The organism is Xanthomonas cassavae CFBP 4642, assembly GCF_000454545.1.
Lineage (GTDB): Bacteria > Pseudomonadota > Gammaproteobacteria > Xanthomonadales > Xanthomonadaceae > Xanthomonas > Xanthomonas cassavae.
This window is the reverse complement of the sequence record NZ_CM002139.1, coordinates 4,484,116-4,504,932: the sequence shown is the minus strand read 5'-3', so window position 1 is coordinate 4,504,932 and position 20,817 is coordinate 4,484,116. Positions and strand designations below refer to the sequence as shown.

Below are 20,817 nucleotides of genomic sequence, written 5' to 3'. Positions count from 1 at the left end.
TCCCGATTCCCGATCACCAGCGCAGCCTGCGACGTGCCAGGGCGGTGCCGAGTTGCGCCTGCAGCGCCTGCGCCTGCGCCAGCGGCACGAAGCGCAGCCGCAAGGCCGGGCCGGTGGCGCTGGCACCGGCGGTATCCAGCCACAGCGTGGCGGTGCCGGTCAGGCGATCCAGCGGCGAGCGTTGCACCTGCAGTGCCTGCAGCTTGTCCAGTTCGGCCAGTCGCCACCAGCGCGTCCACCAGCCGCCGCGCACTGCCACGTAGCGCGCATCCACCGCATACCCCATGCGCTGTACCTGCCGATGCGCCTTGAACGCGCTCCACGGCAGCCAGAGCAGCAGCCATGCGACCTGACTTCCGAACTGCCACGCCAGCCCGGCCACCAGCGGCAGCAACAGCAAGACCGTCGGCAGGCTCAGGCGCCACCAGCACCGCGTGGCAATGCCCTGCCACTGCGGCGGCGGCCAGGCGATACCGGGCAGCAGGCGTTGCAACAGGGCATCGCAGCGCTGCGGCTCGGCGATCGGCGCCAGCTCCTTCAGCGCGCTGCCGTGGGTGTCGCCGGTGCCGGCCACGGCGGTGTCCACGCGCAACTGGCGACGGCCGAACAGACGGTGCAGGCGGCCTTCGTACACCGTCCACGACTGGATGCGCCGTAGTGCGACGCTGCTGCGGATGCGCGTCAGCAAGCCGCGCTCCACGGTGAGGCGGCGTTCGGATTCGCTGAGATGGAAGCCGTGGTATTGCGCCAGCGCCAGCGCCACCGAGAGCGCGCGCATCGCCAGCAGCACTGCCACGGTGGCGAGCACCGCCAGCGTGGCGGCCACTGCGGCGCCGGGATGGACCTGGTTGACGTAGCGGTATGCGATTTCACCGTTGATCTCGATGAAGTTGGAGGCCACGTGGCGCGGAATCATCTGGTAGATCACGCCAACGCTGGCGGCCACCACCACCATGCCGCGGTTGAAGATCAGGCCGAGCCGGATCACTTCGCCCATCGGCAGGCGCAGCAAGGTATTGCTGTCGTCGGCCTGCACCGGCGCCGCATCGGCAGACTGCACGCGGCGCCGGATCAGGTCTTCCAGCGCCAGCGCCTGGTCCAGCCGCAGCACGCGCATTTCCGCCTCCGGCTTGTGCCCGCCGGCCGATTCCAGCCGCACTTCGGCCACGCCGGCCAGCCGATGCAGCAGCGATTGGTGTACCACCACGTTGTGGATGCGCGCGAACGGGATATCGCGCCGGCTGCGTTCCAGCAGCCCGCTGCGGATCGCCACCCCATCAGTGCCGATGCGGTAGCGATAGGTGAAATAGCGCAGCACCGAGATTGCCACCAGCACTGCCATCACCGCGCCGGTGGCGATGTGGTCGGCCGAGTCGCGGCTGCCATCGCGGCTGCCGAACAGGACCAAGGCCGCCAGCGGAATCAGGAACTGGCGGATCTGCTGCAACAACACGAACACCCACGACAGCGGATGCAGGCGCTGCTCGTCCTGGCCGGGGTGTTCGAGCGCGCTCACAGCGCGTCGTCGTGGTGGTCGAGCTGGCGCGCCAGCCGGTCGCGCAGTTGCTCGGCATCGGCCCGATCCAGCCCGGACACGGCCACCGCATTGAGCCGGCTGCCGGCGGTATGCACCACCAGCGTGGTCAGGCCGGTCGCGCGTTCGATCGGCCCGCGGCGCAGGTCCACGTGCTGCACGCGCGAGATCGGAATCCGCGTATCGCTCTGCCACAGATGACCGCGTTGCAGCGCCAGGCCGTGCTGATCGAGTTTCCAGTGGGTGAGCCGATGCCGTTTGACCGCGAACCACGCACCCAGCAGCGCGGCAACCACGGTCACGCCCAGCACTACCGGCCAGTCATGCCAGGCGTGCAGCACGGTGACGGTCACGCCGGCCGCGATCAGCCCGGCACATCCACCGCCCAGCGCGCCGTTGACGCCGGCCACATACGCACCGCGTTGCGGCAGCGGTTGCCACTGGGTGTGGTCCACCGCCGCAACCTGTGCCGACGCGGCAGCAACGATGACCTCGGGGTGCGGCGGTGGAGCGTCGTGCACAAGGCTGGCCTGCAGGAGCGGTGCGCAAGCATAGCCGGGCGCCGCGGGCGGGCGCATCCGGCGCAGGCGGTGCTTACTGCGCGGCCAGGATCAGCGCATCCACATCCAGCGCATGGCCGGCACGGGTCGCCTTGGTGCGCAGATAGTGTTCGTTTTCCGGGGTGATGTCGCCGGTGACCGGAATGCGGTCTTCCACCGCAATGCCGGCGGCGCGCAGGCGCTCGGCCTTGGCCGGGTTATTGGTGAGCAGGCGGATCCGGCCGATGCCCAGGCCCTGCAACATCGCCACCGCACTGCCGTAACGGCGCTCGTCCGGCCCGAAGCCCAGTTGCGCATCGGCATCGATGGTGTCCAGGCCGGCATGCTGATACCCATAGGCGCGCATCTTGGCGGCGATGCCGGTGCCGCGGCCTTCCTGGTCCAGATACAGCAGCACGCCGCCGCCCAGCTCCTTCAGCTTGGCCAGCCCATGCCGCAACTGGTCGCCGCAATCGCACTTGAGCGAGCCGAACAGGTCGCCGGTCAGGCACGAGGAATGCACACGCACCGGCACCGCCGCCGACAGGTCGGGCTGGCCGACCACGATCGCCACCTGGTCGCGCTGCGCCACGCCGCCACGGAACACCACGAATTCGCTCATGCCCAGGCCGCGCAGCGGCACCGGGGTGCGGGTGACCAGCTCGTAGCCGGCTGCGGCTGACCTGGCGCACCCGCTGCCCAGGTCGTCCAGTGCCAGCGACTGGCAGCCGGCGAAGGCGGCATGGTCGTGCACGTCGCGCAGGTTCACTGCCAGCAGCGCCGGCAACAGCAGCCCCAGCCGCGCAATCTCCACGCCGCCGGCATCCAGCGCGTCGCCGGCCGCCCAGTGCGCCGGTACCGGGGTGTCGCGCAGATAGGCCAGGGCGGCCAGCTGGTCGTAGCTGTAGTCGGCCAGCGCGACGCGTGCGCCCTGCGGCGCGGTCAGCCCCAGCACCTGCGCGCGCGTGGGCGTGACGAATAGATAGTGGCGGCCCTGCGCCGCACGCGCGAAAGCGGTGTACGACTGTGCCGTGCTGCTATCCAGCGCCAGCACGGCGCGTGACTGCCCGCCCGCGGCGGTGAGCAGCACCGGCCGGCCAGCACGCAACTCGGAGGCGGCGCGCTCACAGCGGATCGCCGCCGGATCGCCGAAGGCCGGTGCGCTGGGGGAGGGGACGGGGCTGCTCATGCACGACTCCAAATGGGGATGGCCACGGCCGCTTCAAGGCGAACGCCGCCGCGCCGTTGCCGGACGCGTGGCGCCATTGTCGCGTGCTTGGCAACCGACGGTTGCCACCGTCAGCTGGAACGCTGCATCCAGCGGCCGCGAATGAGTGACGGCACTGGCGGTGATTGGTTGCGCACCTGGCACGTTGTTCAGCGCCCGGCGATGCTTTCTAATCAGGCGATCTCTCGGTTCAGCAGGTCCCATGCGTCTTATCGACTGCAGTCAAGCACGGCATGCCAGCGCCATTCTGGACATCTTCAACGAGGCGATCGTCCATTCGACCGCCCTCTACGACTACCGGCCGCGGCCCCCGGAGAGCATGGTCGGTTGGTTCGCCGTCAAGCGCGCCGGCGGATTTCCGGTGATCGGCGTGGAAGATGCCGATGGCGCGCTGATGGGCTTCGCCAGCTATGGCACCTTTCGCGCCTGGCCGGCGTTCAAGTACAGCGTCGAACATTCGATCTACGTGCACCGCGACCATCGTGGCAAAGGCCTGGGCCGTCTCTTGCTGCAGGCCTTGATCGCCGCGGCCGAAGCGCGCGGTGTGCATGTGCTGGTCGGCGGGATCGATGCCAGCAATCAGGCCAGCATTGCCTTGCACGAGCAGTTCGGCTTCACCCATGCCGGCACGGTACGCGAGGCTGGCTTCAAGTTCGGGCGCTGGCTGGACCTGGCGTTCTATCAGCGCATCCTGGCCACGCCGGCCGAGCCGCACGACGACTGAGCGTGGTGCGGCTACGGCCCGCTGATGCGGCCAGGGCGGTTCGAAGGAAGGGGCTGCAGGTGCAGGGGCGCAGTCTGCGCCGGGAAGGTGGAACAACGCGACATCCGCCAGTCCCGACCGCAGCGCCTGGTAGTTGGGGGTGCCGCCTTGCGTCTCTGGCACAACGCTGCGATCACCGGCCCGCTGGCAACGCCCCAGCGCGGACAACCCAGGCCGCGCACGCAGCCACTGGGTGCGCGGAGGCCGCACCCGCCGGCCAGGCCACGCGGGGTGTGTTGTTCCTGGCCTAGTGCGGGTGCCGCTCGGTGGCGTACGGGTTGGCCTCGCCGCTGCCCGGCGGGCGCAGTGTGTAGCGCTTGTAGGTCCACTGGTACTGCGCCGGATCGCGCCGGGCGATCTGCTCGATGCCGGCATTGAGCGCGCTGGCCGCGCGTATCGGGTCAGGATCGGCCACCGCCGGGTCGGCCGGCTGCACATGCAGCGCAAACTGCAGATCGTCGCCGGCACGCTCGCACCAGCCGTACAACACGCTGGCGCCGGTGCGCTCGGCCAGCCGGTTGACCAGCGTCATGGTCAGCGCCTGCTTGCCGAAGAACGGCGCAAACACGCCATCGCCCATCTTGGGTTGCTGGTCGGGCAGGATGCCGACCGCACCGCCGTCTTTGAGCACCTTGAACAACTGCCGCACCGCCGGGCCTTCGGCACGCACCTGGCGCACGTTGTCGCCGCCGCGCGCCAGCTGCAGAAACCCGTCCACCGCCTCGGACTCAGGCGGCCGGTACACGATGGCGATGGGGCCACGTTCGGATAGCCACTGGTTGAGCAATTCCCAGTTGCCGAAGTGCGGCGCTGCCACGATCACCCCGCGCCCGGACGCCAGTGCCGCGTCGTAGAGCTCCTGGCCGTTGCGTTGCAGACGGGCCAGGTTTTCCGCCGGCGGGCGGGTCCAGGTGCGCAGCACTTCCAGGGTCTGGCGTGCGGTCGAGCGCAGGATCTGTGCATGCAGCCGCGCGCGCTGGGCATCGCTCAGCTCCGGATAGGCCAGTTCCAGGTTGCGGCGCGCCACGCGCGCTTCGCGCGCATCGAGCTTGCGCCAGCTCCAGGCCAGCGTGTCGGCCATGCGTTTGAGCAGCGGCCATGGCAGGCGGCCCACGGTGGCAGCCGTGGCGTAGAGCAGGCGAGCGCGAAGATCAGGTGTCATCCGCGCAATTCTAAACAGCGTGGCCGGCGAAGACCCGCAGGTGACAGTGCGGGCAGCGCTGGGCATGCTGCGCGACACACTTTGCTGCCCAGGACTCTCCATGCTCGCCTTGATCCAGCGCGTCACCCGGGCCTCGGTCACCGTCGATGACCGGATCGTCGGACAGATCGGCCCCGGGCTGCTGGCGCTGGTTGGCGTGGAGCCCGGCGACAGCGATGCGCAGATCCGACGCCTGGCCGAGCGCCTGCTCAGCTACCGGGTCTTCGGCGACGACGCCGGCAAGATGAACCGCTCACTCACCGATACCGGCGGTGGATTGCTGCTGGTCAGCCAGTTCACCCTGGCGGCCGACACCAGCTCCGGCAACCGGCCGGGCTTCAGCACGGCTGCGCCACCCGAGGAGGCTGAACGGGCGTTCAATCAATTGGTGGGGATCTGCCGCGAAAAACACCGCGGCGGGGTGGAAACCGGGCGTTTTGGTGCCCATATGGTTGTCGACCTGGTCAACGACGGCCCGGTGACCTTCCTTCTCAGACCCTAGATACAGCACGTCTACCAGCGGTCCCGCCTTGATCCCGGCAGACCGGGCTTCACGCTGGTATAATGCTAGGTTCTCTTTCCAATCTCAAAGCCGGTGGCGCGAGCACTCATGGCCAACGAACGTCCTGCCCAGCAATCCGACATCAAGCTACTGATCAGCAAGGGCCTGGAACAGGGCTATCTGACCTACGCCGAAGTCAATGACCACCTGCCCGACGACCTGGTCGACCCGGAGCAGATCGAAGACATCATCAGCATGATCAACGGCATGGGCATCGATGTCCATGAAGTTGCCCCCGATGCCGAAACCCTGCTGCTCAACGATGGCAACACCGGCAACCGCGAGGTTGACGACACTGCCGCCGAAGAAGCCGCCGCCGCGCTGACTGCGCTGGATACCGAAGGTGGCCGCACCACCGACCCGGTGCGCATGTACATGCGCGAAATGGGCACGGTGGAGCTGCTGACCCGCGAAGGCGAAATCGCCATCGCCAAGCGCATCGAAGAAGGCCTGAGCCAGGTCCAGGCAGCACTGGGCGTGTTCCCGCTGTCGACCGAAATGCTGCTGGCCGATTACGAAGCGCACAAGGAAGGCAAGAAGCGTCTGGCCGAGATCGTGGTCGGCTTCAACGATCTGATCGAAGAAGCCGATGCCGCCGCTGCTGCACTGGCCGCTGCCGGCCCGGTCGCCGTGGACGAAGACGCGGTCGATGAAGACGACGACGAAGACGGCGATGACGACGCTGCCGAGGAAGAGGCCGGCCCGACCGGTCCGGACCCGGTGGAAGTGGCCACGCGCATGGAGAACCTGGCCAACGAATACGCCAAGTTCAAGAAGATCCATGCCAAGAACGGTGCCGAGCACAAGCTGGTGGTCAAGGCGCGCGAAGACATGGCCGCCATCTTCACCACGCTCAAGCTGCCGCTGCCGCTGACCGATGCGCTGGTCACCCAGCTGCGTGGCGTGGTCAACGGCATCAAGGATCACGAGCGCAAGGTGCTGCACCTGGCCACCACCGTGGCACGCATGCCGCGCAAGGATTTCATCCGCTCCTGGGAAGGCAACCAGACCAACCTGGAATGGGTGGAAGACGCACTCAAGCGCAAGCAGAAGTGGTCGTCGGCGCTGCGCGACGTCAAGGACCAGATCGTCTCCGAGCAGCAAGGCTCGATCGAGATGGAGAAGGCCAACTACCTGACCCTGGGCGAGATCAAGGAAATCAGCCGTGCGATGGCCTATGGCGAAGCCAAGGCGCGCAAGGCCAAGAAGGAAATGGTCGAGGCCAACCTGCGCCTGGTCATCTCCATCGCCAAGAAGTACACCAACCGCGGCCTGCAGTTCCTCGACCTGATCCAGGAAGGCAACATCGGCCTGATGAAGGCCGTGGACAAGTTCGAGTACCGTCGCGGTTACAAGTTCTCGACGTACGCAACGTGGTGGATCCGTCAGGCCATCACCCGTTCGATCGCCGACCAGGCGCGCACCATCCGTATTCCGGTGCACATGATCGAAACGATCAACAAGTTGAACCGCATTTCCCGCCAGATGCTCCAGCAGTTCGGCCGCGAGGCCACGCCGGAGGAGCTGGCCAAGGAAATGGACATGCCCGAGGACAAGATCCGCAAGGTGATGAAGATCGCCAAGGAGCCGATCTCGATGGAAACCCCGATCGGCGACGACGAGGATTCGCATCTGGGCGACTTCATCGAGGACACCAACGTGGAGTCCCCGATCGACAACACCACCAACATCAATCTCTCCGAGACGGTGCGTGACGTGTTGGCCGGCCTGACTCCGCGCGAGGCAAAGGTACTGCGGATGCGCTTTGGTATCGACATGAACACCGATCACACGCTGGAAGAAGTGGGCAAGCAGTTCGATGTCACCCGCGAGCGGATTCGCCAGATAGAGGCCAAGGCGTTGCGCAAATTGCGTCACCCCAGCCGGTCGGAACAGCTGCGCTCGTTCCTGGACATCGATTGAGTTGTCGGTCGGCATGGTCACCTGATCACACAACAGCCCCGCAGATGCGGGGCTGTTGCGTTATGGGGCCGCTGCGCTGATGCTTGCGGCGTGCGCTGCCGGGGAACAGCGCCGCCCGGACGGAATCGCCTTACGTTCTGGCGACGAAACCGCACCGCAGCGCGTTATTAAGTGGATGTTTCCTTCAATCTCACCTGATGTTCCAACCGTGGCTTCTAGGTTGGCATGCGGATGGAAACGAGACCGTCCCGTGAGTAGGCAAAGCCGCCTCAAGACCACCACTTGCCGCGATCACGAGATCCGCGTACGCGCCGCGTAGGCCTCACCGACGGCCAGGTGGACGCTTTGAGTGGATGTGTACGCCGACAACGGCAACACGCGTCTGCCGCGGATCAGTGACCAACAGACCTGGGACACGTATCAGGACGCCCTCGCGCAGGGCTTCCGCGCAGGCCGCCAGCTGATCGACAGGCAACGACAGACTGCTGATGCGTGAGGAATGGTTGCGTGCCTGACATACAGCAGACAGGCCCGCAGACAGACAGGTAAACTTACCCCACTCCTGTGGGCCCGATGCATGCATGTGGCACCAGCGAGCGCTGTGCAACCGGGCCTATAGCTCAACGGTTAGAGCAGAGGACTCATAATCCTTTGGTTGAAGGTTCGAATCCTTCTGGGCCCACCATAAAATCAAGAGCTTAGCTTCTGCCAAGCGCCCTGATTTGGGCTGCCGGGAAAATTGCCGGGAAAATTAGCTGCGCTTTGGCGGCTTTACCACTGGCAGTGCGTGGTCATAGCGACCTGTCGTTGCTGGTGTTACGTGCCCTGCAGCATCTTGTTTGTCGCCCCGGTTGCCCACTGTGTCGGTAATGCCGCGATGCTTGAGGCCATGCAGAGAAAAGCGCTCCCGCTTCGTGATGATCCCTTCAGTCATTGCGAGCGTAATGAATCGTTGCCAGGCACTATCCAGAGATGACTTAGCCATGGGGCTACCAGTCTGTTCAACGAGTAGCCGCCGATCCTCGGCCTTGATAGGGACTGGAAAGCTTCGGCCTTTCTTATTCCAGATCGCGGTTCGCCGCGCTGCGAGGAAATCCCACGCTTCGATCATCTCAGGATCCCACTCGGTAAGCGTATCGCGTGATCCTTTGCGCCGCTGAGCATGTATGCCTGTTGGCTGCTTATGTGTGTCATTGAGGGTGCACACCTCGATGCCGCGTAGGCGCGCGCTATACGCGAGCACCATGACTGGCGCCAGGTAGCTCGGGCAACTACCCTTTGTGTGTGGTGGACGGGAGCCGCGTTCACGAGCGAAGGTCAACACCTTGTCGAATGCAGCCGGCGTTGGCATACGGTGCTTCTTTGCTTCGCGTGCTTGCCTCACGCCGATGGCTGGATTTGATCTACATAGGCCGACACGCATGCCCCATGCGAGTGTGCGACGTAAGTAGCGGTGAAGGTGATTTGCTTTACTGGGCGTTGCAGGAAGCGCGGGTTGGTGATCGTTGGCAAGCCGTCCCATTGCGAAAACTTCCACGAGTCGCTGGATCACAGGCGTCGTGATGCGATCAACCTGGACCGAGCCCAGTTTCGATCCGTCCTTGCGCAGATAGTCGGCAATGGAGTCGGCATAGCGCTTGTAGTCATCTTGCGTGTCGGTCGCTAGTTCCTTGAACTCCAACGACTCATGGAAGCGATCAAAGAGATAACGCAACGTGCCTCGCATGCCCTTGCCTGCACGTTCCTCAATGATTCCGTGCAGTTCCGATAGACGAGCTCCAGCGTAGGCCACGGTTTGCTTTCGTCTGTTCCCACCTTCGGGATGCGGCTCGACGACGTACCACCGGCCATCCCCCCAATAAAGGCCGCGCGGGAGCGCGGCCTGATCAATGTGAGATGGTATGAGGGGATTGAATTTGCGCTTGCGGCCTCTTGCCATTACATCAGCTCCTGTTCTGTATCCATCTCGATGTCGTTGTGTTGCTGCAATCCCAGCGCGGCGTTGAGCGCGTCTAGCGTTGTCCAGATACCCCCTCGACCGTCGTATTTGTATCGGATGCCCTGATCATTGGCCCAACGCACGACGGTCGCGGTACGGGGGGAGGGTCCAATCGGTGCGCACAGCCGCCGCAGATCCTCAAACGTAAGTACCTCACCGCTCATGCATCTTGCTCCTTGGTCCACTCCCGCCTGTGCCGCCATTGCTCGCGCATTTCCTCCACGAGCAAGTCAGCAGCCGCATAGCCGCGCTGGGCGGCTATGCGGAGCCTCAGTTCTCGCACCCTGACCGCGTCCACGTAGCCCTGCCTTAGCCAGTGGCGCGCCTCGCAAGCCCTGCGAAACCCTTCCATGTTTGCGCCATCGATCATCGCTGACGCGTGCCGGTGAAGCGCAGACCGAGCTGCACGACGTTCTGTGCGCAGGGACGTGACTGACGAGGGGTGCGGATGCGATGAGCACGCCGCCATTCGGTCATGGCCAACTCGAAGCTGGGGTGCTTTTGTGTGCGCCCACATGCGCACTCGATGAAGTGCCCGCCGCCCGCCTCGGGGCGGCGGGCGTCGAGCACATGGCGAGACAAGTGCCCGTTCGTGCAGGGTGGCAAAGGACTATCGTGGTTGACCTGACGTTGCGTCATGGCCCCTCCTGGCGCAATGCGCGCTCGGCATCCCGCTGATGCTGCACGGTGTCGGAGTCGATCCGGTCCAGCGCCTCGGCAATGGTGTAGTCCATCTCCGCCAGCCAATCGGCACGATTCAGCACCAGAGCGGCGGTCAGCGCCTCCCCAGTGGACAAAGGGCCGGGCCCTCCCATACGCGCAGCGGCGCGAGCAACCTCAATCGTGCGTTGCAGGTTCATGGCTGCGTCCTCCATGCGGCGCCGAGCTGGGCGCGTGCTTCCTCAGCACGGATGAGGCGCAACCCCCAGCGTACCGACCAGGTGCGCGCCTGCTGTTCGTCGCAGGTCAGAATCAGTTGCCCGGAAGATTCCAGGCGATCAGCCATGAGCAGCCTCCCGCCGCACAGCCATGCGAGTGCGGCGACGCAGGCGCTGTGGCACCTGTCCAACGGCCAGGCCGGTCTGGGTGAGGCGCGGACGGCGCGTCGACCACAGCTTGTAGACCAGCGCGCCACCGGCCGCCGGCGCCAGGACCACCACCAGGGCAAGCAACTCACCCATTGGCCACCTCCCGTGCGGCCTGCGCTACCGCAGCTGCAGCAGCTGCAGTTGGCCTGCGCGGCAGCATATTGGCCAGATCAAAGGGGAAGTCCAGGCCATCCATGAACTCGGCCAACTCCGTGCTAATGCGATCTTCCGCCGTGGTCCACAGGCGGGGGCCGTCGACGAGCTTCCAGCCAGTACCAGTGCCGCGACGCCGCTCCCAGGACTGACGCACCTGGCGAAGCGGCCCCATGTTCAGGACGGCAGTGACCACGACCGGACCATGTGTGACGTGCGTGGTGATGGTCGCTGAGCAGTCGCCCATGCTGCGATCGTAGGCGACGACGGCCGGCGTGGTAGCCTCCGGGCCGGGTCCGGTGCCCGAAGCCAGCAGACGTGCTGCCGCGGCTGGACGTGTTCCAGTGTGCTGTTGCATATCGACTCTCCAAAGTTGCGTTGGTGGAGGGCCTTGGGGCGGTGTTCGAGCACCGCCCGCCGGCCCGCTGGTGCGGGTTAGATCAGGTCGGCGCCGGATGGCGGGATGCTGGGGTCAGGCTCACGCAGACGCTGCGCGCTGCTGAGGACATCAAGCAATTCGTGGCGAATGTATTCGGCCACTGCCGCCGGTCCGTCGTGATTGATGCCAGCCTCGATCGCGATATCGTTGGTCAGCGCGGCGAGCAATGTGGTCGCGTGGTAGGCGAGCCAAAGCCGGGACTGACCTTCTTCGCTGATCGAGAAGTCAGCGTCCTCTGGCAGCTGTGTGTTCGGGTGAGCGGCGTCCATCAAGCCACCTCCAATGCAGGCATGCGCTCGATGACCCATTCCTGCAGCGCGGCGGCCTCGGCTTCCGGCATGATCACGTGCAACGAGCCGATGATCAGGCCAGTTCCGTCATCGACAAGAAACAACGCGCTCGGCTCGTCAATCGCGCTGCAGGCGAACATCACCGGTGGGCGATCATGCAGACCGTCGGCGTAGAGCTCGGCCAGCACATCGGTCGCCCGGATCTGCACGAGCAGGTAGACGCCGGGAGCGACGCGCAGCGCCTTGTGCATGTCGCGCCGGCTCACTGGCGCACCTCGGCCAGGTCGGCATTGATGCTGGAAATGGCAGCCTCGACATCGGCCAACGTCAGCGCCTCGGGTGCTTTGCCCATGGCCTGCAGCTTCGCCTGCAGGGTGAGCCAGGCGGTGTGGTTCCAGTCGAGGGTGTCGGCGATCAGGCCGAAGTAATGGGCGATCTGACGCGCGGCATTTGCCGGCGCTTCTTGGGCGTCGTAAGACATGCAGGCTCCTAAGTTGTTGGAGTCCGCCACAACGCTGTCAAACGGGGTGGCGGACGATGCGCGGTTGACAGACCGGTAGGAGTCACCGGCAGGCCCGAAGGCCTCCGCACACCGCCCGCCATAGAACTGGCTGGCACGTACCCACGACGACACAGCGGGCATGAAAAAAGCGCCGTGCATCGATCGATGGGCGCTGGTGCGCCTCCTAGTCGGGCTGTCAAACCCGGTCGCCGATTGTGCGGCGACGCAGTAATGGTTGCTCTGCTGCTGAGTGAAAGTCAACGAAAATTTCCAGAAATTTCCAACATGAGAAAGCGCGCTCATTTGGCGAACACCCAGCACTTAACGGTGGTACCGACGCCAGTCAGGTCGTCCTTGAGGACAGCGCTGTTGACGGCCACGTTCGCGCCGATGAACTTGTGCCGGCGCGAGTCTCCGAGCAGCGCACGCAGCACCTTGAGATCGGGCACGGGCTGACTGAACTGCGCGGCCCGTGCCGCGAAGTGATTGAGGTTGATCGCAATGCGCTGCGCGTCGCGGCTGTGGTTGACGACGGCTTTACCGTGGCCGGTGGCTTCGAGGTATTCGTAAACCTCCCAGAACTCGTTGACCATCGCGTGGTCGGCGCTGATCGCCTTCTGCCGTTCCAGCGCCATGTCCAACAGCGCCAGCCGCGTCTGCTCGACCATGTCGTCAGGGATGGTGATGACCAGGCGCAGGCAGTCGAACAGCGCCAGCATCTGGGCGTGGTTCTTGATGACGCGTTCCAGGCGCAGATCCTGCTGCGCGCGTAGCTTGGCCCCAAACACCTTCACCCGCTCGGCGAACAGATCGAGGATGGCGCGCTCCTGGCGGACGGCACGCACAAGGAAGTAGCTGACTTCTTCGACCTGCAGCGCGTTGAGGTTGTCGGCCGCGATGCGGCTTTCGGTGGTGACCTGCGGGCGTTTGAAGTGCAGCTTCACGATGCGCGTGAGGATCGCTTCGCTGGCATCCACCGCAGCGTTCTGGGTGATCACGATCGTGCCGCGAAACGGTGGCTCATAGGTCTCGTTGCCGCCATTGCGCACGCCGCGTGTTGCCAGCGTGCCGCCGCCGAAGAAGTCCTTGGCCGGCCTCCTGCGCACCGTGTGCGGTCTTGAGTTCGCGTGCGGTGCGCACAGCACGCTCGAACTCGGCATCGCAGCGGTGGGCGTGCTGGTGGCCTTGATCTGTTGGGCAAGCGTGCGCACCGATTGCCGCTGCGCATCGAGCGTGGCCTTGGCGCGCTGTGCCAGCGCGACCTGCTCGCGATAGGCGCCGATGTCGCGGTGTTGGCTGTTGAGCTGGCGCAGCGCGTCGCGCTGGTTGCGCAGCGCGGTGGCAACGCCGCGGCTACCGCTCAGCACGCGCCGGAACGGACCGGTGGCGCGGTCGACGGCGCCCAGGATGACCTGCAGGCGCAGATTGTCGGAGGCCGCCATTTAGGCGGCCTCGTGGTTCGGGTAGGGCATCATTCGGCTCCGCTTCGCAGGCGGGCACGCTCGCGCCACGCCGTGAGTTCGTGCAGCGACCAGCCGTCCATCTCAGACGGCGGCCAGTGGAAGATGGCCGCGATGTCGGCCATCGCATCCTCTACGCAGTCGGGGAAACCACTTCCCTCTGTGCCTTCGGCAAAAAAAGCGCCACCTCCTGGCCGACCGCCAACAGATCGGCCGGATCCATCGCGTTGACGTCGGCAGTGGTCAGCGTGGGCGAAGAGATGCGCGGCAGCAGCGTTGCCAGCGCAGTGACATCCATCTGCAGCAGCTCGGCGAGCTTGAGGCCGCGCAACTCACCGGCGCCGGGCTTGCGCACCTTGAGATCGGTGATGGTCTGCTCGCCGCGCGTGATGGGCTGGTCGAGGGGAATGGCTGGGGAAAAGGTCGGGGTCATCGGAAGGTCTCAGGGCTGAGGCCTGGCGGCGCCAGGCCGGAANCCTTGTTGAGCGGGAAGACAGCATCATCCGCATCGGCGGCCGTGGCCACCAGGCCGACGACAGCCGTGGAGACGGTGCGGATGGTGCGCGTGCCGGCGCTGAGTTCGATGACGCGAACACCGTGGTGGTAGGCGGTGGACATGTATTCCTCGATCAGGACGTGCGGAAGCGGAGCGGAATGGTCAGGCGCGAGCGCGCATTGGCTGGGGCAACGTCGGTGCGCTGCCCTTCGATGGTCAGCAGGAAGCTGCCCGGCGCTTCGCCGACGACCAGGTCGACGCGGGTCAGGCGCAAACGCGGCTCCCAGCGCATCAACGCAGTGGCGGTGGCGCCGTAGAGCATCGTGCGTGTGGCGCCGTTGAATGGCTGGTCGATCAGTTCGGGCAGCAGCGAACCGAAGTCGCGGCGGTGCACGCGCGTGCCGATAGGCGTGGTGAGGATGCAGGCGATCGACTGGGCCAGGTGTTCCTCGCCTTCGATCAGCCGACCGGTGTTGGCATCCACACCTATCACTGCGGTCCACCGCTGAGCGCGCTGCCGGCGGTCACGCCGGTGGTCTTGTGGTTCTTGAGGCTGATCCCGCCGCCGAGCACGTCGGTGGTCGCAGTCGCGGTACCGGTGATGCTGGTATCGCCGTTGAGTTGGGTGGTGCCGTTGACGGTCAGCGGACCGTTGAGAGTGATGCCACCATCGGCGGTGATCGTGGCGATACCGCCGCTGGGGAGCGTGGCCTGCAGCGCGTGCGCGTCGGTGTCGTACTGCAGCTGCGCCCCATCGGCAAAGCGCAGCACGTGCAGTGTGTCGGAGGCGGCAGGCGCAGCGAATTGGTCGGAATACAGACCGCGTAGTACCAGGCCATCGGCCAGGTCGCCGGCCGGCGACAGCACCACAACTTGTTCGCCGATTGCCGGCGCCGACCAGATGATGGTGGTGCCGGCCAGCGTGACGACCCAGGGTAGATAGTCGGTCAGCATCTCGCCGACCTGCACGCGGCACCGCGCGTTCACCAGGTTCACCTCGGCGACGGTGCCGAGGCGAATGGCGTTACTCAGTGCGGAGGATGCATTGCCCATGCATCCATGTTCGGTGGCGGCATGCTGTGGCGCACTTGAATCGATTCGTATAACGGTTGGCTACACGGAGTGCAGTCGATTGCATTTGATCAAGCGACGTCGGCGTGCAGCGCTTTATGAGCCAGTATGCGCCGGAGCTGGCGTCAGGCGAAGCCGACTGCCTCTGCAACGAGCGTAATGACCGTGGTTGAAACATAGCCGGTGGCATTGTTACGGATACGAATGGTCAGCCTGCCTTCCCCATAGCACTCGTTGCCTGATCCCGAGAGCGCAGTGGATGTGATGCCGCAGCCATAGTCGCCGGTCAACGGCGAATAGTTCGCAGCTGTGTTGGAAGATGTCCCATTGCGATTGCCGCGCAGCCAGGACACGGCAAAATCTAACTGCACAGAATAGTTGCTCGCCGGTTGACCGCTAGGCAGCCACGTTCCGGAAGTTGGAGAACCGCTAACCCCTTTCCCGGAAAGGCCGAGCGCCCATGTCCCATTCGCTCGAATCCAGAACGATGCGCTTGCCGTCTGGCTGCCGCCTTCGGACGTGGCGGCTTGGCTGCCCGCGTAATAGTGGACGCCATTGTTGGACAGCGTGTAGACCGCGCTGCCCTTTCTCGCCCATCGGTTACTGAGGTCAGAGCCCGCATTGTCACGGTAGCCAACGTCCGCCGCTCTGCTTCCAAATGCCAACGGTGCATACCGACGGTGCAAGTCGTTGCCATCGTTCGAGCGGTAGCCCGATGCGCTGCCAACGTCACCCTGCACGTACAGGTCGAAGACATCATCGAAATCGAGCCCTGCGCCCGTGCGAAATCCCGTTGCCATATTAGGCAATCGCCGGCGGCAGGGCGGCAGCAGCCTCGTTGTGCAGGCGGTCATAGACGGCCTTCAGGTAGACGACGACGCCTGCAGCGCTGACATTTGACAGATCCTGGCCGGTTACAGGATCCGCAAGGCCGGCGGCGAACATGCGCGTCGCGATGGCATCTGAGGTTGTGGTGAGCGGCTCCCGGCCATCCAACATGGCGGTCTCAACTTGCAAGTGCAACACGTGAGTTGAATTGAGCGATCTCTTCTTCCAGCGCCTGGTTCGGCGTCTTCCAGCCAAGCGTCTGCCGTGGCCGGGCGTTCATCAGGTCGGCGACGTTGTTGAGATACTCCTGGCTCGCCTTGGACAAGTCCGCGCCTTTTGGCATGAACTGGCGCAGCAGGCCGTTGGTGTTCTCATTGCTGCCGCGCTGCCAGGGCGCATGTGGATCGGCGAACCAAAGATCGATGTTGAGCCGCTTCATCAGCTCTGGATAACACGTCATCTCGGTTCCGCGGTCATAGGTGAGGCTTCCCAGTAGGAAACGCGGCAGCTTCTTCATCTGTCGCGTGAAGCCCTCCAGCGCATCCTGTGCAGTACAGCCATCCATCTTGCACAGCACCACAAAGCGCGTCTTTCGCTCCACCAGCGTGCCTACGCACGAGCGGTTGAAAGCCCCTTTGATCAGGTCGCCTTCCCAGTGCCCAGGAATCAAGCGCTGCGCCACCTCTTCAGGCCGATGGACGATACGCAGCTCCTCCGGCACCCACGTGCGCTTGGCAGCGGTTGTACGGCGCAAGCCTCGCGTCGGCTTGTGCTGACGAAGCGCCTCCACAAGCTCTTTCTTCAAACCACCACGCGGATGCGCGTAGATAGCGGCGTAGATTGTTTCGTGACTCACGCGTTGACTTGGATCATCCGGATGCATGGCCTTGAGCTTGGCAGCAATTTGCTGGGGCGACCAACGATACAGAACCAAGTCGTCACGCACCTGCTGAAAGAGCGCACTGCCTTCAACAAGCCGGCGCCTTCGAACGCACGCTCTGCGGCGCAGCCGATAGTTGCTGGCTGCGCTGGTTGCCGCATAGACAGGTTCGCCCTGTCGCCTTATCTCGCGCGACAGGGTGGACGCACTGCGATTGAGTCGCCTTGCAATGGAGTTGATGCTCATTCCGTTACCAAGTTCGATTTGAAGCAAAGCGCGTTCTTCGGAACCCAGGTGTCTGTACTGTGTGCCCATGCCGCTACCCTACGTCAAGGCGGGGTGTTGCACTTGGAAGTTGAGTCTAAGCATCTTGTTCACAGCGCCATCCAGCAGCAGAAACTCCATGCCCTGGAAGACTACGTTTGCCACGCCGGTCAGCGGGTCGTAGAAGAAATGGGACTCCACGGCGATTCGCTCAACGTCAACGCCTGGCGCAAGTGTGCGGATTCGAGAATTACTCTGCATGGGATCTACCTGTTGGGTCAGTGACTGGGGCGTAGGTCAGCGAGATCCGCCTGCAACTGTCGAACGGCAGTGGATAGTTGCTTGATGGCGTTGAAGGCGACGGGTAGCAGCTGGTCAATGTGCACTGCCGGGACCAGTTCGCCCTGAAAGCTCACGCCATGTGCATCCACTGTCTCGGGCATCACCTCCAGCAGCTGCTCTGCATCGAAGAACAGACGCACGCGGCCATCCGGGTTGTACTGCTCCTTGTAGCGCCCCAGCAGCGTGGTGACCTGTTCCACCTCGGCCAAGCCGTAGGGCAAAACGCCGATGATGTTTTTCAGCTTGCGGGAAGAGCCGAAGTCAAACCCGCCAACGGCTGATAGCGCGCCAGAAGTAGTCAGCCCCATGCGCTGCTGCAATGCGCCGTTGTAGGTCGCCATGCCGATACGAAGGTGACCGTTTTCGCTCCAAAAGCCGATGTTGTAGGCGCCGTCGATCAGTCCGAAGCCGCCACCGAAGCTGCCGGAGCTCAGATGAGCAAAGCTGTTGACGCCGTTGCCTGGGCTGCTCACGGTCGCCTTCAGCAGTAGGCTTCCTGCGGTGTTCAGTACGGCCTCTGCCGCGCCGTTGAAAGCGCCGTTGGGTCGAAGATAGATACTTGTGCCACCCTCAGCCCCGAGGACAGTGACGTTGCTCTTGTTGATGAAATAGCCCGATGCGGAGCCAAAGCTATCGGCGTGCACGGACCCTCCGAACGAGCCTGCACCTGTGACGGCGAGTTGCGTGGTTTCGAGGTAGAGCGCGTTGGCGCCGGTCCGGATGCGACCTGCGACCCAGGAATTGTTCGCCGTGTTGACGAAATCCATAACAGGCGTGCCGTTGCCATAGTCACGCATGAGTACCCGGCCGGCGGTGGAGACGATCGCGTCGAATGCGCCTTGTGCACCGCCGCTCAGATTGATCCCCAAGCGCGGCACCGTGAGCTGCCCCGTTATGGCGTCGCCACTCTTGAGCACGTAATTGGCGTGCGAATGCTCGGCGAGTGTGAAGGTTTGCGGCTTGTTGCCGACCTGGTCCCACGACGGCCACTGGCTCGCGGTGGCAGGGATGCCGGTCAAGTTTTCCCAAGCCCGGTAGTAGGCGCCATGCTGCCCGTCGAGCTTGTCGGCATCCAAGTTGTTGCCGGCCCCTTCATCCTTGAGGGCAGCTCCCTTCAGTTCCAGGGCGGTACGCAGCAAGGCGGCGCTGGTAATGCCCAGCAGTCCACGCATGAAAGCCGACGGCGCATCGGCTCCCAGGCGGGCATCCAAGATCCTCTTCAACAACCACGTGGTGATGACGCGGATTTTGTCGGTGCCTGCGGTGGCTTCTTCTTCAGTGGCGAGTTCGACGATTCCGGCCATGTCGGTTGTGGCGGCCGGGTCAGTGAAGTTGGTTGCGCCGAAGGCGAGCTGTTTTACATCGATGTCGGCAAAGACCGCATCCACGGCGAGCAACATCATTGCGGCGGCTGCCTTGCCAAGTAGAAGCGTCTGCTGGCTGTACACCGGAAACAGCGTGCCGTTGGACAGGTACATGCCAAAACCGTAGCAGTCATAGACGGCGTCGGATTCATCACGAATGGACACATGAATCGTGTCGTCGGCGGTGACAGCCCCGCCCACAGCCGCTACCCGCTTGATTTCGCTCGGCATCGCGGTTAACGCAGCAGAGACACTGAATGGCGCGCCTGCGATGCCAACATGGCTGATCAGCACCGGATTGGTACCGGTGTTGGGTTCATTGACCAGCGCGGCGCGGCCGGCGGTGGTGACTTGGAGCTTGAGACCGGGCATGTCGGGGTCCAGTTACTGGGCATCCATGAGCAGGCGCCGGTAGACGGCTGGCCGCGCGACGGCGAGTACGCCGATGCGGGCCTCTGCTTGGAATCCCTGGGTGAAGGTGGAGTGGGAACGGACAGGCTTGGTGCGCTCGACCTCGGCGATAACCTCATTGACGAAGCGAGACGTTGCGTTCTGGCCATCGGTCCCGGTCAACGTGAGCGTGAGCTCGAAAGTGTGTGGCGCGCCGCGCGGGTCGGTCTGCCACCACTCGCGGATGGCCACCGCGCCGCCGAACGACTCGACCACCATCCGGACGCTGTTGGCCGTGCCCTTGCGCCGCTGGATAGCCATGGCGCTACGCAAGCGCGAGCGCTTGACCGCATCGCTCCAGTCGGCCCTCCAGTCGTCCACTGATAGCGTCCAGGCCAGCCACGGCAGATGGCCTGCTGGGCACGTGTCAGGATTCCACAGATCCGTGTACGGCAGCGGGATCGCTTCCAGGCGATCGGCGACGGCCGCCAGGGCGCGCTCCATCGGCGTGGCATTGGGTGGCAGCGGTGAACTACTCATCGATGCCGGCGTGCACGATGTCGATCGCGGTGCAGTAGGCGGCCTGCGTGCGGCTGATCCGGATGTCGGCTGCAGGCGAGTCCAGCTCGATGCGCTGCACACCATCGGCGAACAGTTTGGCCTTGATGGCAGATTCCGGTACATCGCGACCGATGCGGTGCGCTTCGGCGAGATAGGCCTGCAGGCTGCGCAGGGCTTCGCGCATGACCACCGCCGAGTCGGGGCCAGCGTAGTGTAGACGCGCCCACGGATGGCATACGGGACGATCTGCGCGCTCTGGACCGCGACTTCATCGGTCAACGGGCGCACGTCGGCATCGGTCAGCACGGCAGTCACTTCGTCGAGCAGCTCCTGCGGCGCGGCGCCATCGCCAGTGCGCGATTGCACAGTGACCAACACTTGACCAGGCGCAGGGCTGGTCGCGCTGGCGTCCATGACATCCGCGGATGCGCTGAGTGCATGGTAGATGTAGGCGCCCTCGGGGCCGGCCACACTGAAGCCCTCGGGCGCCAGCTGGATGCGGCGGCGGAAGTCCACGTCCGACTCACGGGTCGGTGCAATGCCGTTCTCCGGCCGCCCTGGATCGAGCACCAGGCGCGCGACGCCAAACAAGGCGCCCAAGTGATCGAGGTTGTTGCCGGTGGCGAAGGCCAGCATCGTCTGCTGCGCCTTATCGTTGGCACGCTGGCGGAGCAGTAGCTCGCGGGCTGCGAATAGCTGCAGGATCTTGTAGACCGGATCGGCTTCCGAGAACGCGGAGAACTCTGGCAGCAGCTTGCGAAATTGGGCTAGCGCTTCCTCGAATATCGCTTCGAAGCCCAGTACCTCAATTAGATCTGGAGCTTGAAGTTTAGACAGGTCGACTGCAGGGCACCTCGAATAACCATGCCGGAGTCGATGTGGCGCATGCATGGAGGTGACGATGCTTGGAAACATCGCTGACATGGTCGGCCAAGCTCTC

At 64.5% G+C, this 20,817-nt stretch carries 27 protein-coding genes, 1 tRNA gene and 5 pseudogenes; 5 read left to right on the top strand and 28 right to left on the bottom strand.

The window, feature by feature from the left end; all coding sequences use genetic code 11:
- Positions 1 to 13: 13 nt before the first annotated feature.
- The 3 genes from XCSCFBP4642_RS0120065 to ribA all read right to left on the bottom strand — a co-directional run bounded on the left by XCSCFBP4642_RS0120065 (position 14) and on the right by ribA (position 3,262).
- Entirely contained in the window at positions 14 to 1,516 is a 1,503-nt protein-coding gene (locus XCSCFBP4642_RS0120065; protein WP_029221342.1) for a PH domain-containing protein, read from the bottom strand.
- Complete coding sequence (locus tag XCSCFBP4642_RS0120060) at positions 1,513 to 1,989, bottom strand: PH domain-containing protein (protein WP_029221341.1); 477 nt, start codon at positions 1,987 to 1,989, stop codon at positions 1,513 to 1,515. Before XCSCFBP4642_RS0120060 ends, XCSCFBP4642_RS0120065 begins: the two co-directional genes overlap by 4 nt.
- Positions 1,990 to 2,128: 139 nt before the next feature.
- Entirely contained in the window at positions 2,129 to 3,262 is a 1,134-nt protein-coding gene (gene ribA, locus XCSCFBP4642_RS0120055; protein WP_029221340.1) for a GTP cyclohydrolase II RibA, read from the bottom strand.
- A gap of 241 nt (positions 3,263 to 3,503) precedes the next feature.
- On the opposite strand from ribA, the gene XCSCFBP4642_RS0120050 reads away from it, so the two are divergent.
- Positions 3,504 to 4,025 (top strand): GNAT family N-acetyltransferase, encoded by a 522-nt coding sequence (locus XCSCFBP4642_RS0120050; RefSeq protein WP_029221339.1) that lies wholly within the window; start codon positions 3,504 to 3,506, stop codon positions 4,023 to 4,025.
- 286 nt (positions 4,026 to 4,311) lie between these two features.
- Here XCSCFBP4642_RS0120050 and XCSCFBP4642_RS0120045 read toward each other — a convergent pair whose 3' ends face one another.
- Complete coding sequence (locus XCSCFBP4642_RS0120045; RefSeq protein WP_033898598.1) at positions 4,312 to 5,226, bottom strand: lauroyl acyltransferase; 915 nt, start codon at positions 5,224 to 5,226, stop codon at positions 4,312 to 4,314.
- A gap of 100 nt (positions 5,227 to 5,326) precedes the next feature.
- Here XCSCFBP4642_RS0120045 and dtd point away from each other — a divergent pair, with 100 nt between their 5' ends.
- From dtd to XCSCFBP4642_RS0120025, 4 genes and pseudogenes are all read left to right on the top strand, one after another.
- Positions 5,327 to 5,767: a D-aminoacyl-tRNA deacylase gene (dtd, locus tag XCSCFBP4642_RS0120040; protein ID WP_029221337.1), complete on the top strand. Its 441-nt coding sequence runs from the start codon at positions 5,327 to 5,329 to the stop codon at positions 5,765 to 5,767.
- A 108-nt stretch (positions 5,768 to 5,875) separates the two neighbouring features.
- Complete coding sequence (gene rpoD / locus XCSCFBP4642_RS0120035; protein ID WP_029221336.1) at positions 5,876 to 7,750, top strand: RNA polymerase sigma factor RpoD; 1,875 nt, start codon at positions 5,876 to 5,878, stop codon at positions 7,748 to 7,750.
- Between the two features lie 175 nt (positions 7,751 to 7,925).
- Positions 7,926 to 8,246 (top strand): annotated as a pseudogene (locus tag XCSCFBP4642_RS25405) (hypothetical protein).
- A gap of 113 nt (positions 8,247 to 8,359) precedes the next feature.
- Positions 8,360 to 8,435: transfer RNA gene (locus XCSCFBP4642_RS0120025), tRNA-Ile, on the top strand.
- A gap of 66 nt (positions 8,436 to 8,501) precedes the next feature.
- Here XCSCFBP4642_RS0120025 and XCSCFBP4642_RS27685 read toward each other — a convergent pair.
- From XCSCFBP4642_RS27685 to XCSCFBP4642_RS27660, 24 genes and pseudogenes are all read right to left on the bottom strand, one after another.
- On the bottom strand, positions 8,502 to 9,689 hold the full coding sequence (locus tag XCSCFBP4642_RS27685) for a site-specific integrase (RefSeq protein ID WP_084624604.1): 1,188 nt from the start codon (positions 9,687 to 9,689) through the stop codon (positions 8,502 to 8,504).
- Positions 9,689 to 9,913, bottom strand: coding sequence for a hypothetical protein (locus XCSCFBP4642_RS0120020; protein WP_016849275.1), 225 nt, complete (start codon positions 9,911 to 9,913; stop codon positions 9,689 to 9,691). The genes XCSCFBP4642_RS27685 and XCSCFBP4642_RS0120020 overlap by 1 nt, the downstream gene beginning before the upstream one ends.
- Positions 9,910 to 10,119 (bottom strand): DUF7696 family protein, encoded by a 210-nt coding sequence (locus tag XCSCFBP4642_RS30215; protein ID WP_029221335.1) that lies wholly within the window; start codon positions 10,117 to 10,119, stop codon positions 9,910 to 9,912. The genes XCSCFBP4642_RS0120020 and XCSCFBP4642_RS30215 overlap by 4 nt, the downstream gene beginning before the upstream one ends.
- Positions 10,116 to 10,388 (bottom strand): hypothetical protein, encoded by a 273-nt coding sequence (locus tag XCSCFBP4642_RS27680; protein WP_167331399.1) that lies wholly within the window; start codon positions 10,386 to 10,388, stop codon positions 10,116 to 10,118. Before XCSCFBP4642_RS27680 ends, XCSCFBP4642_RS30215 begins: the two co-directional genes overlap by 4 nt.
- Entirely contained in the window at positions 10,385 to 10,609 is a 225-nt protein-coding gene (locus tag XCSCFBP4642_RS0120010; RefSeq protein ID WP_029221334.1) for a hypothetical protein, read from the bottom strand. Before XCSCFBP4642_RS0120010 ends, XCSCFBP4642_RS27680 begins: the two co-directional genes overlap by 4 nt.
- Complete coding sequence (locus XCSCFBP4642_RS29290) at positions 10,606 to 10,755, bottom strand: hypothetical protein (protein WP_160170396.1); 150 nt, start codon at positions 10,753 to 10,755, stop codon at positions 10,606 to 10,608. The genes XCSCFBP4642_RS0120010 and XCSCFBP4642_RS29290 overlap by 4 nt, the downstream gene beginning before the upstream one ends.
- Positions 10,748 to 10,930 carry a hypothetical protein gene (locus XCSCFBP4642_RS0120005; protein ID WP_029221333.1) on the bottom strand — a complete coding sequence of 61 codons (183 nt, stop codon included), beginning with the start codon at positions 10,928 to 10,930 and terminating at the stop codon, positions 10,748 to 10,750. Before XCSCFBP4642_RS0120005 ends, XCSCFBP4642_RS29290 begins: the two co-directional genes overlap by 8 nt.
- Complete coding sequence (locus XCSCFBP4642_RS0120000) at positions 10,923 to 11,348, bottom strand: hypothetical protein (RefSeq protein WP_029221332.1); 426 nt, start codon at positions 11,346 to 11,348, stop codon at positions 10,923 to 10,925. The genes XCSCFBP4642_RS0120005 and XCSCFBP4642_RS0120000 overlap by 8 nt, the downstream gene beginning before the upstream one ends.
- Positions 11,349 to 11,425: 77 nt before the next feature.
- Complete coding sequence (locus XCSCFBP4642_RS0119995) at positions 11,426 to 11,698, bottom strand: hypothetical protein (protein ID WP_029221331.1); 273 nt, start codon at positions 11,696 to 11,698, stop codon at positions 11,426 to 11,428.
- Entirely contained in the window at positions 11,698 to 11,985 is a 288-nt protein-coding gene (locus XCSCFBP4642_RS0119990) for a hypothetical protein (RefSeq protein WP_029221330.1), read from the bottom strand. The genes XCSCFBP4642_RS0119995 and XCSCFBP4642_RS0119990 overlap by 1 nt, the downstream gene beginning before the upstream one ends.
- Entirely contained in the window at positions 11,982 to 12,200 is a 219-nt protein-coding gene (locus XCSCFBP4642_RS0119985) for a hypothetical protein (RefSeq protein ID WP_029221329.1), read from the bottom strand. The genes XCSCFBP4642_RS0119990 and XCSCFBP4642_RS0119985 overlap by 4 nt, the downstream gene beginning before the upstream one ends.
- A gap of 320 nt (positions 12,201 to 12,520) precedes the next feature.
- A pseudogene (locus XCSCFBP4642_RS0119980) lies at positions 12,521 to 13,309 on the bottom strand (bifunctional DNA primase/helicase); the annotation flags it as partial.
- Between the two features lie 383 nt (positions 13,310 to 13,692).
- Positions 13,693 to 13,806, bottom strand: coding sequence for a GpE family phage tail protein (locus tag XCSCFBP4642_RS27670; RefSeq protein WP_005922203.1), 114 nt, complete (start codon positions 13,804 to 13,806; stop codon positions 13,693 to 13,695).
- Positions 13,807 to 13,814: 8 nt separating this feature from the next.
- Positions 13,815 to 14,114 carry a phage tail assembly protein gene (locus XCSCFBP4642_RS0119970; protein ID WP_029221327.1) on the bottom strand — a complete coding sequence of 100 codons (300 nt, stop codon included), beginning with the start codon at positions 14,112 to 14,114 and terminating at the stop codon, positions 13,815 to 13,817.
- A gap of 44 nt (positions 14,115 to 14,158) precedes the next feature.
- Positions 14,159 to 14,299 (bottom strand): annotated as a pseudogene (locus XCSCFBP4642_RS25995) (phage tail protein); the annotation flags it as partial.
- An 11-nt stretch (positions 14,300 to 14,310) separates the two neighbouring features.
- Positions 14,311 to 14,670 carry a GPW/gp25 family protein gene (locus XCSCFBP4642_RS0119960; RefSeq protein ID WP_029221326.1) on the bottom strand — a complete coding sequence of 120 codons (360 nt, stop codon included), beginning with the start codon at positions 14,668 to 14,670 and terminating at the stop codon, positions 14,311 to 14,313.
- Positions 14,667 to 15,230, bottom strand: a complete 564-nt coding sequence (locus XCSCFBP4642_RS0119955) for a phage baseplate assembly protein V (protein ID WP_029221325.1) — start codon at positions 15,228 to 15,230, stop codon at positions 14,667 to 14,669. The genes XCSCFBP4642_RS0119960 and XCSCFBP4642_RS0119955 overlap by 4 nt, the downstream gene beginning before the upstream one ends.
- Positions 15,231 to 15,373: 143 nt before the next feature.
- Complete coding sequence (locus tag XCSCFBP4642_RS27665; RefSeq protein WP_084624600.1) at positions 15,374 to 16,048, bottom strand: hypothetical protein; 675 nt, start codon at positions 16,046 to 16,048, stop codon at positions 15,374 to 15,376.
- 1 nt (position 16,049) lies between these two features.
- Positions 16,050 to 16,247, bottom strand: a pseudogene (locus tag XCSCFBP4642_RS0119950) (hypothetical protein); the annotation flags it as partial.
- Between the two features lie 7 nt (positions 16,248 to 16,254).
- Positions 16,255 to 17,271, bottom strand: a complete 1,017-nt coding sequence (locus tag XCSCFBP4642_RS0119945; protein ID WP_029218148.1) for an IS30 family transposase — start codon at positions 17,269 to 17,271, stop codon at positions 16,255 to 16,257.
- A gap of 9 nt (positions 17,272 to 17,280) precedes the next feature.
- Positions 17,281 to 17,481: a hypothetical protein gene (locus tag XCSCFBP4642_RS25400; protein WP_033898593.1), complete on the bottom strand. Its 201-nt coding sequence runs from the start codon at positions 17,479 to 17,481 to the stop codon at positions 17,281 to 17,283.
- 17 nt (positions 17,482 to 17,498) lie between these two features.
- Positions 17,499 to 19,298 (bottom strand): hypothetical protein, encoded by a 1,800-nt coding sequence (locus tag XCSCFBP4642_RS0119935; protein ID WP_029221323.1) that lies wholly within the window; start codon positions 19,296 to 19,298, stop codon positions 17,499 to 17,501.
- Between the two features lie 12 nt (positions 19,299 to 19,310).
- Complete coding sequence (locus XCSCFBP4642_RS0119930; RefSeq protein WP_029221322.1) at positions 19,311 to 19,856, bottom strand: phage tail protein I; 546 nt, start codon at positions 19,854 to 19,856, stop codon at positions 19,311 to 19,313.
- A pseudogene (locus XCSCFBP4642_RS27660) lies at positions 19,849 to 20,768 on the bottom strand (baseplate assembly protein). Before XCSCFBP4642_RS27660 ends, XCSCFBP4642_RS0119930 begins: the two are co-directional and overlap by 8 nt.
- Positions 20,769 to 20,817 lie beyond the last annotated feature (49 nt).